General features: G+C 37.4%; 12 protein-coding genes. 11 read left to right on the forward strand and 1 reads right to left on the reverse strand.

What is annotated here, in order from left to right:
• From H7254_RS12150 to H7254_RS12190, 9 genes are all read left to right on the forward strand, one after another.
• Window positions 1-1122 (forward strand): 2Fe-2S iron-sulfur cluster-binding protein (locus H7254_RS12150; RefSeq protein WP_301933219.1); only part of this gene is annotated, 1122 nt, incomplete at its 5' end.
• Between the two features lie 304 nt (window positions 1123-1426).
• The gene (nuoH, locus tag H7254_RS12155) at window positions 1427-2482 is read left to right on the forward strand and encodes an NADH-quinone oxidoreductase subunit NuoH (protein WP_301922995.1); all 1056 of its coding nucleotides are present in this window, start codon (window positions 1427-1429) and stop codon (window positions 2480-2482) included.
• Window positions 2483-2545: 63 nt separating this feature from the next.
• Entirely contained in the window at window positions 2546-3094 is a 549-nt protein-coding gene (locus H7254_RS12160) for an NADH-quinone oxidoreductase subunit I (protein WP_301922996.1), read from the forward strand.
• Window positions 3095-3119: 25 nt separating this feature from the next.
• Complete coding sequence (locus tag H7254_RS12165) at window positions 3120-3626, forward strand: NADH-quinone oxidoreductase subunit J (RefSeq protein WP_301922997.1); 507 nt, start codon at window positions 3120-3122, stop codon at window positions 3624-3626.
• Window positions 3627-3688: 62 nt separating this feature from the next.
• A complete protein-coding gene (nuoK, locus tag H7254_RS12170) occupies window positions 3689-4012 on the forward strand; it encodes an NADH-quinone oxidoreductase subunit NuoK (protein ID WP_301933220.1) in 324 nt (107 codons plus the stop codon).
• A gap of 119 nt (window positions 4013-4131) precedes the next feature.
• Window positions 4132-6042, forward strand: coding sequence for an NADH-quinone oxidoreductase subunit L (gene nuoL / locus H7254_RS12175; RefSeq protein WP_301933221.1), 1911 nt, complete (start codon window positions 4132-4134; stop codon window positions 6040-6042).
• 9 nt (window positions 6043-6051) lie between these two features.
• Entirely contained in the window at window positions 6052-7551 is a 1500-nt protein-coding gene (locus H7254_RS12180) for a NuoM family protein (protein WP_301933222.1), read from the forward strand.
• A gap of 45 nt (window positions 7552-7596) precedes the next feature.
• Entirely contained in the window at window positions 7597-9012 is a 1416-nt protein-coding gene (locus tag H7254_RS12185) for an NADH-quinone oxidoreductase subunit N (protein ID WP_301933223.1), read from the forward strand.
• A 145-nt stretch (window positions 9013-9157) separates the two neighbouring features.
• The gene (locus tag H7254_RS12190; protein WP_301933224.1) at window positions 9158-10438 is read left to right on the forward strand and encodes an ABC transporter permease; all 1281 of its coding nucleotides are present in this window, start codon (window positions 9158-9160) and stop codon (window positions 10436-10438) included.
• A gap of 78 nt (window positions 10439-10516) precedes the next feature.
• Here H7254_RS12190 and H7254_RS12195 read toward each other — a convergent pair whose 3' ends face one another.
• Complete coding sequence (locus H7254_RS12195) at window positions 10517-12955, reverse strand: M1 family metallopeptidase (RefSeq protein WP_301933225.1); 2439 nt, start codon at window positions 12953-12955, stop codon at window positions 10517-10519.
• Window positions 12956-13074: 119 nt separating this feature from the next.
• On the opposite strand from H7254_RS12195, the gene H7254_RS12200 reads away from it, so the two are divergent.
• Both H7254_RS12200 and truA read left to right on the forward strand, forming a co-directional pair.
• On the forward strand, window positions 13075-14559 hold the full coding sequence (locus tag H7254_RS12200; protein WP_301933226.1) for a DUF4476 domain-containing protein: 1485 nt from the start codon (window positions 13075-13077) through the stop codon (window positions 14557-14559).
• Between the two features lie 26 nt (window positions 14560-14585).
• Window positions 14586-15329, forward strand: a complete 744-nt coding sequence (gene truA, locus H7254_RS12205; protein WP_301933227.1) for a tRNA pseudouridine(38-40) synthase TruA — start codon at window positions 14586-14588, stop codon at window positions 15327-15329.
• The last annotated feature ends 994 nt before the right edge of the window (window positions 15330-16323 follow it).

The following is a 16323-nucleotide window of genomic DNA, read 5'->3' on the forward strand; positions in this document are numbered from 1 at the left end:
ATGGCTGAAGAAATAAAAGCACCACCGGCAAATTTTAAAGTTACCATCGATAATATTACCATCGAGGTAAAGCCCGGCACCACAATATTGAATGCTGCCCGTACCATTGGTGGCGATGTTACACCGCCTGCAATGTGCTACTACAGCAAGTTACAAGGCAGTGGCGGCAAATGCCGTACCTGTCTTGTAGAAGTAGCTGCAGGATCTACCGCCGATCCAAGACCAATGCCTAAACTGGTAGCCAGTTGCCGTACCACTGTAATGGACGGCATGATTGTAAAAAATATTACCAGTGATAAAGTAAAAGATGCAAGGGCTGGAGTAGTTGAATTTTTACTATTAAATCATCCATTGGATTGCCCGATTTGCGACCAGGCAGGTGAATGTCATTTACAAGATCTTGGCTACGAACATGGCAAGGAAGGCACCCGGTATGAATTTCAAAGACGTACTTTTGAGAAGGAAGATATTGGCCCGTACATACAGCTACACATGACCCGTTGTATTCTATGTTACCGTTGTACTTATGTTGCAGACCAGTTAACTGACAAGCGTGTACATGGTATTTTGGACCGGGGTGAACATTCCGAAATATCTACCTATATTTCCAAAGCAATTGACAATGATTTTAGCGGCAACATGATTGATGTTTGCCCGGTGGGTGCGTTGACAGATAAAACATTTCGTTTTAAAAACAGGGTTTGGTTTACAAAACCGGTAGATGCGCATCGCAATTGTGAAAACCCGGAATGCTGTGGCAAAGCAACTTTATGGTTAAGAGGTGATGAAGTGTTTAGGGTAACCGTACGTAAAGATCAATGGGGTGAAGTGCAAAGCTATGATGGTAAACCAGGTTGGATTTGTAACACCTGCCGTTTTGATAAAAAGAAAACAAGTGACTGGGTGATAGAAGGGGTTACAAAAATTAGCCGCCATTCAGTAATTTCGCAGGGAAAATATGAGGGGCTGGTAATACCAAAAGAAACAATCAAAGAAGTAATGGGCGGGCGCAGCCCGAAGTTGCTGATGGATATTCACATAGAAAGCGATGTGAACAAACCTACGGTGCATTTAAGCGAAATAAATGGTCCGGCACATTCGGATACTTTTGATAATGATTAAGGTAGTTGGGTAAAATTGATTGCATAATTTGTAAACTGAAATAAACACCAATGAAAAAGCATTTCATGCTATAACAAATAAAATGGATCGTTATTATCTGTTTATTTGTATATTTTGCGGTGCAGATTCCTGATTTTTTTCATGGGTTAAAAAATGGCTGAAACAGCGTACGCTAACTGCGCTAAAATGAGTCGCTGTGCAGGAGGCGTACAATAAAGATTAAAAGTACAAGAGTGCGACGCCAATGCAGCACCACAAAGCCGTGTATTAGTTTGGTCAAAAAAAATATTTATACAAAAAGATTATGTTATTATCCATTGGTTTGGCCTTAATTGTTGAGAAACTTGTTTTAATTATAATAGTCGTAATGTCCTCATTGGTGATTGCCATGTATGCCACTTTTGCGGAACGAAAAGTGGCAGCAGTTATGCAAGACAGGATTGGCCCTAACCGTGCTGGTCCATTTGGTTTGATGCAGCCTTTGGCAGATGGATTAAAATTGTTTTTTAAAGAGGAAATCATCCCAAGTTTTTCTTCTAAATTTTTATTTATCCTCGGTCCCAGCTTAGCGATGTTAACTGCTATGATGACGAGTGCCGTTATTCCCTGGGGCAATACCATCACTTTATTTGGCAGGGATATTCAGTTGCAGATTGCCGATATCAACATTGGTATTTTATATGTTTTTGGCGTAGTAAGCATGGGCGTTTATGGCATTATGATTGGTGCCTGGGCCAGTAACAATAAGTTTTCATTGATGGGAGGTTTAAGGGCTGCATCACAAATTATTAGTTACGAACTGGCCATGGGTATTGCATTGATTGCTTTGCTGATGATAACGGGAACGCTTAGTTTAAAGTCGATGGTGGTTGGACAAATGGATGGTTACTGGAATATTGTAAAACAACCGTTGGGCTTTTTAATTTTTCTGATATGTGTGTTTGCTGAGTGTAACCGTACACCTTTTGATTTAGCAGAAGCAGAGAATGAACTGATTGGCGGATACCACACCGAATACTCTTCTATGAAACTGGGTTTTTATTTATTTGCAGAATACATCAACATGTTTATCAGCAGTGCCGTAATGGTGAGTTTGTTTTTTGGGGGGTACGATATTCCTTTTTTAAATGATGCGCATGCGGCAGAAACAATCGGACAAAACTGGATGGCTGTATTTCATATTGTGATGTTTCTGGCTAAAGCATTTTTCTTTGTGTTTTTGTTTATGTGGGTAAGGTGGACGATTCCACGTTTTCGGTATGATCAACTAATGAACTTAGGCTGGAAAGTTTTAATACCGCTGGCATTATTTAATATGCTGGCAACCGGAGCAGTTATTTTATTTTTTACAACAAAATAACCGCTTTACAAAACATTAAAAATATATTTGCGCAACTTTTGTGTTGCCAGAAATAAAAAATATATGCAAGCATTAACTAACAGAGCAAAACCGGTAGATCGCAGACCAATGACATTATTGGAGCGTGCATACCTGCCTGCTATTTTTAAAGGCATGTCTATCACGTTTGGTCACATGTTTAAAAAAGCACCCACTATCAGTTATCCCGAAAAGACAAGGCCCTTTAGTCCGGTGTTTAGGGGTTTACAGATTTTAAACAGGGATGAACAAGGAAGGGAAAATTGCACCGCATGTGGTTTGTGTGCTGTAGCCTGCCCGGCAGAGGCCATCACCATGGAAGCTGCAGAAAGAAAAGCAGGGGAAGAAAATTTATACAGGGAAGAAAAATATGCCGCCAGGTTTGAAATTAATATGTTGCGTTGTATTTTTTGCGGTTTGTGTGAAGAAGCTTGTCCAAAAGATGCCATTTACTTAAGTGAAACCTTTGCTCCTGCTAACTTTCAGCGTAAGGGATTTATTTATGGTAAGGATGATTTGCTGATTCCTAACCCGGTTACTGAACCGGAAGCGTATGCCAAAGCAAAGGGTAACAGGGCAGCAGTTAAATCGTAATTTGTAAAAAGGATAATTATAAAGAATGAATGTTACGCAAATTTTATTTTGGTTTTTAAGTGCATTGGCGTTAGGTAGTGCTATTATGGTGGTTGCCAGCAAAAACCCGGTGCATAGCATCTTATTTTTAATTATTACATTTTTTGCCATATCCGGCCATTATATTTTATTGAATGCACAGTTTTTGGCCATTGTAAATATTATTGTTTATGCAGGTGCTATTATGGTATTGTTTTTATTTGTCGTAATGTTGATGAATTTAAATGCAGAATCAGCACCACCACAAAAAAATAAATATATTTTATACGGCGGCACTATTGCTGGTGCCAGTTTAATGTTGGTATTGGTTGCTGCCTTAAAACAAACTACTCTTGCAAGCCAACTGGTTGAAACCAATAGTGGTAGCGCAGGATTAATTGAAAATTTGGGAAAGTTGTTATTTACAGATTATGTATTTCCTTTTGAAATAAGCAGTGTTTTGTTTTTAAGTGCAATGATTGGTGCGGTAGTTATTTCAAAAAGAGAAGCGTAGAAAAACTAATATAATATTTTAAACAGGAGGAATCAGCATTCCCGTAAAGTTATAAAAAATATATGCCGGTAAATTATTACATTTTTTTAGCCTTAGCATTATTCTGTATTGGAGTAATTGGGGTGTTAACTCGAAGAAATGCCATCATTATTTTTATGTGTATTGAACTAATGCTGAACGCCGCCAATTTATTATTGGTGGCTTTTTCAAAATTACAGACCCACTCCTCTCAGCTGCCAACGGCTGGCAGTGATGCACAGATTTTTGTTTTCTTTATTATGGTGGTTGCAGCAGCAGAGGTAAGTGTGGGACTGGCGATTATTGTAATGATGTATCGAAATACCCATTCGGTTGATGTGAACTTTTTGAACAGGTTAAAGAATTAAAATTCTTGTCTTCTTATTTTAAGAAGACAAGGAAAATTTATAATTAAAAGATATTTTTTATTTAATAAAACTACACTTTTTAAGTTGTGGTAAACATCCCCTCAAGGGGTTTAGGGCTTATGAGTAATACTTTACAAATAGTTTGGCTGATACCTTTTTTACCATTGATTGGTTTTCTCATTAATGGTTTGGGAAGAAATCAATTATCAAAATCATTGGCCGGCATTATTGGCAGCGGGGTAATTCTTATATCCTTTTTAATCAGTCTTTTTGTTTTCTTCCAGGTAAAAAATGGCAATACACATGTTGCTCATTATTTTGATTTTATCAATACAGCTTCCCTTAAAGTGGGCTTTGATTTTCAGATAGATCAATTATCTTCTCTATTCTTATTAATAATTACAGGTATAGGTTTTCTTATTCATGTGTATTCTACTTCGTACATGCACGAAGAAGCATCTAACAACTTTGCAAAATATTTTGCGTACCTCAATCTGTTTGTTTTTTCCATGTTGTTACTGGTGATGGGCGGTAATTTTATCATTATGTTTATTGGGTGGGAAGGTGTTGGCTTGTGCTCGTATTTATTGATCGGTTATTGGTTTAAAGACAATGCCAACAATGATGCAGCAAACAAGGCTTTCATCATGAACCGTATTGGTGACTTTGGATTTTTGCTGGCAGTTTTCTGGATGATTGCCAAATTGCATACCGCTGATTATGGTCTTGTATTTAAAAATGTAAATGAGCTGACTGCATTTGATATAACCGGAATCACTTTATTGTTATTTGTTGGCGCAACAGGTAAAAGTGCTCAAATACCTTTGTATACATGGCTGCCAGATGCGATGGCTGGTCCAACGCCGGTAAGTGCTTTAATACATGCTGCCACAATGGTTACCGCTGGCATCTATATGATTGCACGCAGTAATATATTGTTTACCATGGCACCGTTTACACAATCAGTAATAGCTGCGATTGGGTTAGCCACTGCGGTACTTGCCGCCACAATTGCTTTAAAGCAAAATGATATAAAGAAAGTGCTGGCTTATTCTACTGTGAGCCAGTTAGGCTATATGTTTTTAGGTTTGGGCGTAGGGGCTTATACAGGTGCTGTATTTCATGTAATGACGCATGCCTTCTTCAAGGCTTTGTTATTTCTTGGTGCCGGTAGTGTAATTCATGCCATGGGTGGCCAACAGGATATGAGGAATATGGGGGGTTTAAAAAAATACATGAGCATCACCCACATTACTTTTTTGTTAGGCTGTCTGGCCATTGCAGGTATTCCGCCTTTTTCAGGTTTCTTTTCTAAGGATGAGATACTGGCAGCAGCATTTGAAAAGAACCCGGTTTATTGGGCAGTGGGTGTACTGACTGCTTTTATGACGGCATTCTATATGTTCCGTTTATACGCAATGACCTTTCATGGAAAATTCCGTGGTACGCATGAGGAGGAGCATCATTTACATGAAAGTCCGTTACCCATTACTGTTCCGTTAATTATTTTAGCCATACTGGCTGTTGTTGGCGGATGGGTGGGGATACCAAAAGTATTTATGCCAAACGGCCACCGGTTGGAAGCATTTCTTGAACCAATATTTGCGCAAAGTAATTTAAAAGTTGCTGCTTTGCAGGAAGCGCATGCTTTATCCAACACTACCGAATATGCGCTGATGGCCGTATCTGTTATTGGTGCGCTGATAGCATTGTTATATGCATGGAATAAATTTAGCAAATACGAAAAGATAAGTGAAGAAGAAACAGGTCTTGCAAAAATTATCAGCAACAAGTGGTATGTAGATGAATTTTACAATGCCATCATTGTAAAACCTATACAATCAATGGCAGGTTTTTTTAGCAATGTGGTAGAGAAAAAGAGCATTGATGGTTTTGTAAATGGGGTTGGTAAGGCTGTAAATTATGGCAGCCGGCAGATCCGTTTATTGCAAACCGGCCAGGTGAGTGCTTATATGCTGATGATGGTGGCTGCTGTTTTAATTTTATTTATCATTCAATTGTTTTTGTAATCAGAAAATATGGATCAAGATATTTCAATCACATTTCCGCATGTTTTAATTTTCTTTCCGCTGCTGGCAGGATTGATAACTTTTTTATTTAAAAAAGATGCAACTGTTAAAGCATGGGCTCTATTTTCTTCTATAATCACTTTGTTCATTTCGCTGGCTAGTATTTATTATGCCAGCAATAAAGCCCTTAGCGGGCTTGCATTTAATTACGAATGGCTTAAATATATTGGTGCCAGTTTTTCTGTTTCGTTGGATGGAATGGGAAGAATTCTTACGCTGTTGACAGCAATTTCTTTCCCGGTAATTTTTGCTGCAACTTATAGAAACGAGTATAAAAATGTACATATTTTTTATGGCTTGTTGTTGTTAACGCAGGCTGGTTTAATGGGTGTCTTTCTGGCAACAGATGCATTGATATTTTATTTCTTTTGGGAACTGGCCATTATACCGGTTTATTTTTTATGCAGTAAATGGGGTGGAGAAAAAAGGATACAGGCAACCTTTAAATTTTTCATTTATACTTTTACCGGATCTTTATTAATGCTGGTAGGTATTATCTATATTTATCTGCAAACATCGGCTGTAAATGACAAGGCTGGTGCCCTGGTGTCAGCACATAGTTTTTCCATAAATTATTTTTATGCGGCACAGTTAACAGCAGCCCAGCAAAACTGGTTGTTCTGGTTATTTTTTATTGCATTTGCTATTAAAATGCCGGTATTTCCATTTCATACCTGGCAGCCTGATATGTACGAGCAATCTCCGTCGGCAGTTACGATGGTACTGAGTGGCGTAATGGTAAAGATGGGATTGTTTGGAGTAATGCGCTGGTTATTGCCGATGTTTCCGTTGGCTGTTCTAAAATTCGATACAGTGGTAATTATTTTGTCAGTAACCGGTATCGTGTATGCGAGTCTGTTAGCCATCAGGCAGGATGATTTAAAGCGCCTTGTAGCTTATTCTTCTATTGCGCATATCGGATTAATGAGCGCCGCTATTTTTACAACCAAACAAATAGGGCTCGAAGGGGTAATGATTCAAATGTTTAACCATGGTATCAATATTATAGGGTTATGGATTGTAATTGAATTGATAGAAAAGCAATTAGGGATACGCAAAATATCGCAGTTAAGTGGTATTGCCCTTAAAGCACCTGTGCTTACCATCATGCTGGTGATAATAGGTTTTGCAAACATTGCATTGCCATTAACCAATGCATTTGTAGGCGAGTTCATGATGTTTAATGGTCTATTTCAATTTAATATTTGGCTTGCGGCTGTTGCATTAATAAGTATTGTACTTGCTGCCGTATACACTTTAAATATGGTAAAAAAAGTATTTTATGGCCAGGTAAATGCAATTACTGCAACGATGAAAGAAATTTCTGTGAATGAAAAATTTGCTTTAAGCATTATAGTGGTGGCTATATTTTTATCAGGTATTTATCCGCAGCCATTGTTTAATCTTACAAAAGATACGGTAACAGAGATTATAACAAGATTTAAGTAATTATATAAATAAAACATTTCCGCATTTGGGCGGTAACGGGGAAATATGAACGCAATAATAATAACAGCAGTCTGGGGTATCGTGATGATGTTGGGTGGTGCTTTTTTCAAGAAAAAAAGTACACCAAAATATTGGGCTATTGGCGGCTTGATTTTGGCGATCGTTGCCAATTGCTATGAATTACTGAAACTGGATATCAATGGCGTAGAGCAGGGCAATTTGTTCCCTGTAGCGTTAAAAGACATGCTTACCTTTAACAGTTTTAATTTAACCTTCATCACTATAGCATTTGTTTGTACATTATTACTTTTTTTATTAAACGGAAGAGATATAGAAAAAGTAGGTAACAATGTATCAGAGTATTTTGCGCTTATATTTTTTGTTTTATGTGGTGTAGCCATTGCCGCTACATTTAATACGTTGCTCACTTTATTTTTAGGAATAGAAATTTTATCCATCCCCCTGTATATTTTAACCGGTAGCGATAAACGTAACTTAAAGAGTAATGAGGCTGCTTTAAAATATTTTTTGATGGGTTCATTTTCTACGGGTATTCTTTTAATGGGGATTGCCTTTATTTATGGAGGTAATTCCGCCGGACCTACTTTTTATATCAACAATATTAGCCTGGGAATTGGTAAAATGCCTGTGATGATCGCCATTGGCCTGGTGTTTCTGCTGATTGCCTTAACATTTAAAGTTTCGGCTGCGCCTTTTCATTTTTGGGCACCGGATGTATACGACGGAGCTCCCACCGTGTTCACTTCTTTTATGGCAACCATCGTTAAGGCTGCGGGTTTTATTGCTTTTATAAGGCTATTTGAAAACGCATTTGGAACCGTACAGCAACAATGGCAAATACTGATTGCCATTATTACTGCGGTAACTTTACTCATTGGTAATTTAACCGCCGTATTTCAGCAAAGTGTAAAACGCATGCTTGCTTACTCCAGCATTGCGCAGGCTGGCTTTATGTTACTCGCCATCTTTGCGCTCAATCAATTTGCAAAGGAAGGAATTATTTTATACACCGCGGCTTACAGCCTTGCTACTATCGGACTATTTGCAGTTCTTATTAAAATGAACGATTACACCATTGATGGCTTTAACGGTTTGGCAAAGCAGCAACCGATACTGGCATTTACGGCCACTATATTTTTATTGTCTTTAACCGGTATTCCTCTAACAGCGGGTTTTCAGGCAAAATTATTTATGCTGATAGCAGCATTGAATGACGGGCATCAAAACTGGCTGGTTATTTTTGCCGTGCTAAGCGCTGCCATCAGCGCTTACTATTATTTTAAAGTGATACAGGCAATTTATTTTAAAGAAAACACCTCTTCTATAAACCAGCAATGGGACGTTACGCCTGCTTTTAAAACTTTGCTCATTATTACAGCGGTGCTCATTGTAGCATTAGGAATATGGCCTTCCATTATTACAGACTGGTTACATTATTAGTTTGCTTTTTAACTAGTTATTGGTATATTATTTCAGGGATGGGGTTTAAATAATTAACTGGTATAACTTTCTGTATTTACCGTTTATAAACTTTTTACCCTGCTTACAGATTTTCAGAATTAACTTTAAGCAGAATTTTAAAGGCATGAAAACAGGTGATTCTATTGCATTATCTTTTCAAACTGTAAAAAGTAACAGGTTGAGAACAGCCATTACAGTGATTATTATGGCATTGGGAATTATGGCACTTATTGCCATCATTACCGCAGTTCAGGCAGTTAATCAAAGTCTTACTCAAAGTTTTTCTACCATGGGTGCTAATGCATTCAGCATACGGTTTAAAGAAAAAAATACACGTTTCGGCGGTGGCCCCAACAGGGGAGAAACAAAAAAAATAAACCGAAATAGAGTGGTAAGGGCATCCAGCGAGGGGAAGTTGATTACATTAGAAGATGCAAGAGCATTTAAGCAACGCTACAGTTTTCCGGCAATTGTTGGGATTGCTTTATCAGGGCCCAATGGTATTATTGTTAGTAATGAAGTAAAAAAGACAAATCCGGATATCAGGGTAACGGGTGGTGATGAAAACTACCTTCAATTAAACGGGTATGAATTATCTTCCGGCAGAAATTTTAATGAAGCAGATGTTGAATCAGGCAGAAGTGTTTGTGTAATTGGAAATGTAATTGCACAAAAATTATATGGCGATAATACCGGGCGTGCCATCGACCAAATCATTACGGTAGCAGGCAATAAATTCCGGATTATTGGAATTTTGAAAGACAAGGGAAGCAGCGCATTTATGAATGCCGATAAAGTGGTGATAACTACTTATAACACCATTCGTCGCTTGTTCGGTTCAACAGGCCAGTCATATAATATTGCAATTATGGTGAGCGATCTTAAAATGATGGATGTTGCTATCGGCGAGGCAAAAGGAATATTCAGGCCGGTAAGAAAATTAGATGTAAAGGAACAGGATAATTTTTATATTGACAAAAGCGACAGCATTGCGCAATCACTGATGAAAAACCTGGGATTTTTGCAATACGCCACCATGGCAATTGCGCTAATAACGCTGATAGGTGCTGCTATTGGCCTTATGAATATAATGCTTGTTGCCGTAAATGAAAGAACAAAGGAAATCGGATTAATAAAATCATTAGGTGGCAAGGCAGGCGAAGTAAGGGCACAGTTTTTATGGGAATCTATATTAATAAGCCTGATGGGTGCTTTTGTTGGAATTACAGCGGGCATATTATTTGGAAATATAGTTGCTGTATTATTAAAGACGGGTTTTGTAATTCCCTGGTTATGGGTAATTTCCGGTGTAATAGTATGTACGCTGGTAGGCTTGCTTGCCGGCCTATATCCGGCATACAAAGCTGCAAAGCTGGACCCCATTGTTGCACTGCGATATGAATAAAATAACAATAAAGCACGCAAAATAGGATCTGCCACTACGCAATATTTTACACGTTCATTTTTTATAGGAGGAAGCCATTTATTTGTTCAATGAATTGTTTATATACTCTTCAATTTCTTTTCCTTTCATTTTGCCCAGCCCATCAAAAGCTTGTTTAAAAGCAGGGGCACTCATACTTCTGTATTGAGCCGGAATATTTTTTCTAACAGCCATTACAGCATCAATGCTTTTCTTTATTCTAGTAACGTCCTTTACTTTTACAAGATAGTTCACAATGCCAAAAGCCATTCCTATTTTTTCCTGGCCAAAAGGGGTTTCATTAAATAGATTACTGATTACATCATAGTCTTCTTCCTGACCCTGGGTTATTAAACTATGTAATACCACTTCAGCCAGTGTTCCTTTTGCATCGGCAGCATATTTTTTTGATAATTCATATCCTTTGGCCGGATCTAAACTTATTAGTCCTGCCAAAGCAGCACCGGCCACACTGTAAGAAGAATCATTTACATTTTTTATAAACAACGGTTGGTATTTGCTGTAACCGGTAGCAGTTAAAAAACTTATTGCGGCAGCCCTTGTTTTTTTATCCGGTTCTGTAGCTGCAATTGTTTCTATGCTTTTGATAATGGCATCATCAGTGGCAAATTTGGATTCCATTAAACTTTCAATTGTTTGCCTGCGTAAACCAGCATATTTATCAGTTAATCCCAGTGCTAATTCTTTCAATCCTTTTACAGTAAAATAATCCAGTGCTTCCTTTCTATCAAGGTAATTTGATGCATACTTAAACTGGTGAATGAAATTTTCGGTTGTTTTATTATCTGTTTTTTCACACAATAATGCCTTGTTGGCATCCACATTTACAAGGTCGGGGCGTTGTGTATAATTGAAAGTAAAAGTATCAATACTGTTTTGGATCCATACTTTGTTTCTAATTTTATTGTCACCCGTGTAAATATCAATGGAAATGGGTAGGCGAAATATTTTATCTGCCTGTGTTTGTTTTACAATTACCTGTACTTTTCCATTGGCATTATCATAGACATAATCAATTTTTAACTTCGGATGTCCACTGCCATAATACCATTGGTTCCAGAACCAGTTGAAATCTTCGCCGGTAGTTTCTTCAAAAGCCAGGCGAAGCTGACCGGCTTCGCCTGTTTTAAATTTATAAGTAGTAAGAAAGTTGTTCAACGATTTAAAAAAGGCGTCATCTCCAACATAGTTACGCAACATGTGTAAAATGCGGCCGCCTTTATTATAACTTACGGCATCAAACATATCTTCTTTGTCTGCATAATAATACCTCACCAAATCTTTTTTATCGCTGTTGCTTAACAGATATCCCTGCATATCTTCCAGGTTGTGTTCATCCGCATGGTCTTTGCCAAACTCGTGTTCATCCCACAGGTACTCGCTGTAGTTGGCAAAACTTTCGTTTACGGTTAAATTACTCCAGCTTTCTGCGGTTACCAAATCGCCAAACCAATGATGAAAAAGTTCGTGGGCGATGGTTTCTTCCCACGCATTGCCATCTGTTAACTGTCTTGCATTTTGATAAGCACTTTCCTGATGCAGGGTAGCTGTGGTATTTTCCATTGCCCCGCTTACATAATCCCGCCCTACTATCTGATCATATTTTGGCCATTGATAAGATACTCCCAATATTTTTTCATAAAAGCCAATCATCTCGGGCGTGTGGCCAAATATTTTTTTGGCCACTGGTTCATATTTTTTCTCTACATAGTACTCTACCGGTATGGTTTTATACTTGTCTTTAACAATGGCAAAATCACCCACACCCATAAAAAATAAATAGGGTGCATGCGGCAGGTCCATTTTCCAGTAATCTGTACGGGTGCCGTCGGTGTTTTTTTTTCGGCTGATAAGCAAACCATTGCTTAAGGTTACATATTTTGCAGGCACAGTCATATAAATTTCTTCCGTACTTTTTTGATTGGGCTTGTCAATGGTAGGCATCCATACGCTGTTGGCTTCTGTTTCACCCTGTGTCCATATCTGCGTTGGTTTGTCTTTATCGGCTGCTGTGGGGTTTATAAAATACAATCCTTTTGATTCGGTAATGGCCGCACTTCCGGTAGCTTTTAAATCGTTTGGCCTGGATACATAATTAATATACAAAGTATATTTTTCCTTTGCCGCATATATTTTATCCAGTTTAATAAACAGCTGCGCACTATCATAAGTATATTTTAAGGGTATCGTCGAATTACCTTTAACAATGGTTACTTCTTTAACATCCATTCCCTTTGCATCCAGGGTTAGGGTGTCAGTTGGATAAAAATGCGGTTGCAGCGTAAGCCAGGCTTTGCCATACATCCACGCTTTGGTATAATCAAACTTTACCACCAGTTTTGTATGAACCAGCTCGTTGATTTTTGGGTAGCTTCCCCGATATATCTGTTCAGTGGTAATTGAGGCATCTTTGCCAGCCTGGGCATTTGTATTACCAATACTTACAAACAACGCCATCACAAAAAGAAAATGCTTCATAATATATTTTTACAGATAGCAAAAGTAATATTAGTGTTGTTAACCTAAATCGAATTTTTTATATTTGGTAATTGATGAGTATAATAATAAGTATTTTTGCTATCAAAGCATTCCACAGCATGAAGTATACACCAAGTTTCTTTTTATTTACCTGCCTCTTTTTTTCACTTAGCATACAAGCACAGCAAAATCATTTCATTTATATACAGGCCGATAGCAGGCAACCCTTTTATGTAAAGCTTGATAAAAAATTTTACAGTTCCTCCGCTTCGGGTTACCTCATTTTATCCCGGTTACAAACTGGTGAATACAATTTAGCGGTTGGATTTCCTCAAAATGAATGGCCTGAACAAATTCTGCATTGTGCTGTAAATGATAAAGACCAGGGATACCTGTTAAAAAACTTTGGCGACAATGGATGGGGGCTTTTTAACCTTCAAACACTCGCTATTTTAATGGCAGACAGTAAAGGCAATAAGAAGGCTGACGATGTTTCAAATACCAAAGATGTAAGGGATGATGCATTTTCAAATATGCTTTCTACAGTGGTAAACGATCCTGCCATTAAACAAAAAGACCCGATAAAGGAAGAAGTAAAAAAAGTAATACCTGAACCGGAAAAGACATTACCGCTGGTTGTTTCACAACCAGTAAACGAAGTAGTAAAAAAATCGGGCGCTGATGATGCAAAAGCAAGTGTGATAACTGTTTCTGTGCCTGCAAAGGAAGAAATAAAGAAGTTGAATACTGATACGGTAAATACAGTTGCTGCTGTGATAGCAGAACCTGTAAAAGAAGCCATAAAAAAAGAAATTCCAGAACCGGAGAAGACTGTTCCGGTAGTCGTTTCAGAACCGGTTAAAGAAGCAATAAAAAAAACTGAGTCTGAGCCTGTAAATTCAATATTGGTTTCAGATATTGCAAAAGATAAACATACCGTAGCAACAGCAGATGAACCCGAAGAAAAGAGGGGCGGTATAGCAAAAAAATTTAGCAGCAAAACAGATTCTGCAATCGTCATGCTCTACTTAGATTCTTTGTCCGGTAATAAAGAGCCGGTGAGCGTTATTATTAATATCGAAAAAATAAACACGGATTCTGCAGTAATTAAAAGTATCAAGGAAGAAAAACCAGCCGAAATTGTAAAGCCCGCTGCAATAAAGGAGTCGGCTATGCACAAAGGCAAAAGTGTAAAGAAGAATGTTAAGGGTGTGGAAGTCTCGATGCCTGATCAAAGTAATGTAATCAATGAAAATAAGACAGACACCTTATTGCAGCCGGCAATTGCAGTCATCTTTATACCCAATTCTGATTGTAAAAATTTTGCTACCGAGGAGGATTTTTTAAAAATCCGAAAAAAAATGGCAGCCGCAAGTAATGAAGAGGTAATGATCACCATGGCAAAAAAAATGTTTAAGTCGAAATGCTTTACTACTGAACAGGTTAAAAATTTAGGAACTCTTTTTTTAAAAGATGCTGAACGGTATAGTTTTTTTGATGCGGCTTATCCTTTCGTATCTGATTCTCAAAATTTTGCAATCCTTGAAAGTCAGTTAACCGATGGCTATTATATCAATCGCTTTAAGGTAATGATAAAGCATTAAATAACTGATCTCTACAATTTTAACTAATGTTGCGCTATTTTATAGAAGTTGCTTACAAAGGCACACGGTATTCCGGGTTTCAGATACAGCAAAATGCAAATTCTGTTCAGGCTGAAATTGAAAAAGCACTGAAAATATATTTTAAAGAAGCAATTAGTTTAACCTGTTCGTCCCGCACAGATGCGGGTGTACATGCATCAGGCAATTATTTTCATTTTGATTCGAAGGGACTGCCGGAGCAGGAAATATTAAATGAAGTGATTTATAATTTAAATGCAATTTTACCGGAAGACATTGTTGTAAAAAGAATATTTGCAGTTGGTCCGGCTGCCCACAGCCGCTTTGATGCAACCAGCAGAGTGTACCAATATGCAGTATACCAAACTAAAGATCCTTTTGTTGCTGACAGGGCATACTATTATCCCTATACTTTAGACATCGTAAAATTGCAGGAAGCAGCCGGTATTTTGATGAGATACCATGACTTTACTTCTTTTTCAAAAAAAAATACCCAGGTAAAAACCTTCAATTGTAATATTTTCAAAAGCGAATGGATAGTACAAAATAATCTTACCGTCTACAGAGTAGAAGCAAATCGTTTTTTAAGAGGAATGATTCGTGGCCTTGTTGGAACGATGTTAAAAGTAGGGACAGGTAAAATTTCCGTTGCTGGTTTCTGCGATATCATCGAAAGTAAAGATTGTACTAAAGCCGATTTTTCAGTACCTGCCTGCGGACTCTTTCTTTTGGAAGTACGGTATAATTTTTAAGTGCCATTCTCTTTTTCTTTCTACTTATTATATCTAACATTATTTGGCAGCTGTTTATTTCCTTCATTTCAATATTTATAAATAGTCATACGTTAAAAAGCCTGTAAGCCCTTCAAATAAGTGCTTTTGTATAAAAGGTGTATTAAAAAGATATCCGATAAAGCCAAATTAAAAAAATACAGCAGAGGAGCAGCAATAGAATTGGTGATTGGCCATTAAAAATAAGATTACCGGCTTTGCTGTAACTATCCCGAAAGGGTCAATGGGAAACAACATAAATATAATTTTTTCTGTTAACAGGTATGAATTTTAAATAAGCGATGATTATTTGGGAGGTTCAGAAGCAATAAGACGTTGGTTACCTATCTGCAAATATATCGTAGCAGCTAACTGGTTTTTTTTCTCCAAAATTAAATATGACTATTTAAGGGATGACAAATGAATATAACTGTGTTCAAAAAATGAGCATTTTCGCACCGCTTTTTATTATCAAATTGTTATTTTGGTTTTTTAAGTTATTTTTTATAAAAAGTTCGTTTACCCAAGATACCCGTGTGGCTTGTATTTCGGGATTATACGATATTTATTTTCCTTTATTTTCCTAAAAAAGTTTGCTGGTAATTCTTATGGCGCTATCTTTGCCGTCCGCAAATAAAAAAGGCGAATAGTTCTTAAAAAAGCAGCCCATTTTACTTACAATTTCCGAATGTATTTTTTGGATTTTCTGTAGAAAAAGTTGGCAGTTAACAGTAAACCTTATACCTTTGCAATCCGAATAAAAAACGGAAAAGTTTATGTAAATAGTTTTTCTTAATTAATTAGTTATCAATCATTTAACACTTTGTTTTTTGAAAGTTTTTCAAATTAAATTAGGCGAATAAAAAATAGTTGGTTACTTTTGCATCCCGCTGAAAAAGCGGGGGATTAGAAGAAGGTAATTTAGAAGTTCTTTGAAAGATTGGAAACAACAGCGCAGCGTCACTTTTCGGAGTGA

The sequence above is a fragment of the Ferruginibacter sp. genome, assembly GCF_014377975.1.
Classification (GTDB): Bacteria; Bacteroidota; Bacteroidia; order Chitinophagales; family Chitinophagaceae; genus Ferruginibacter.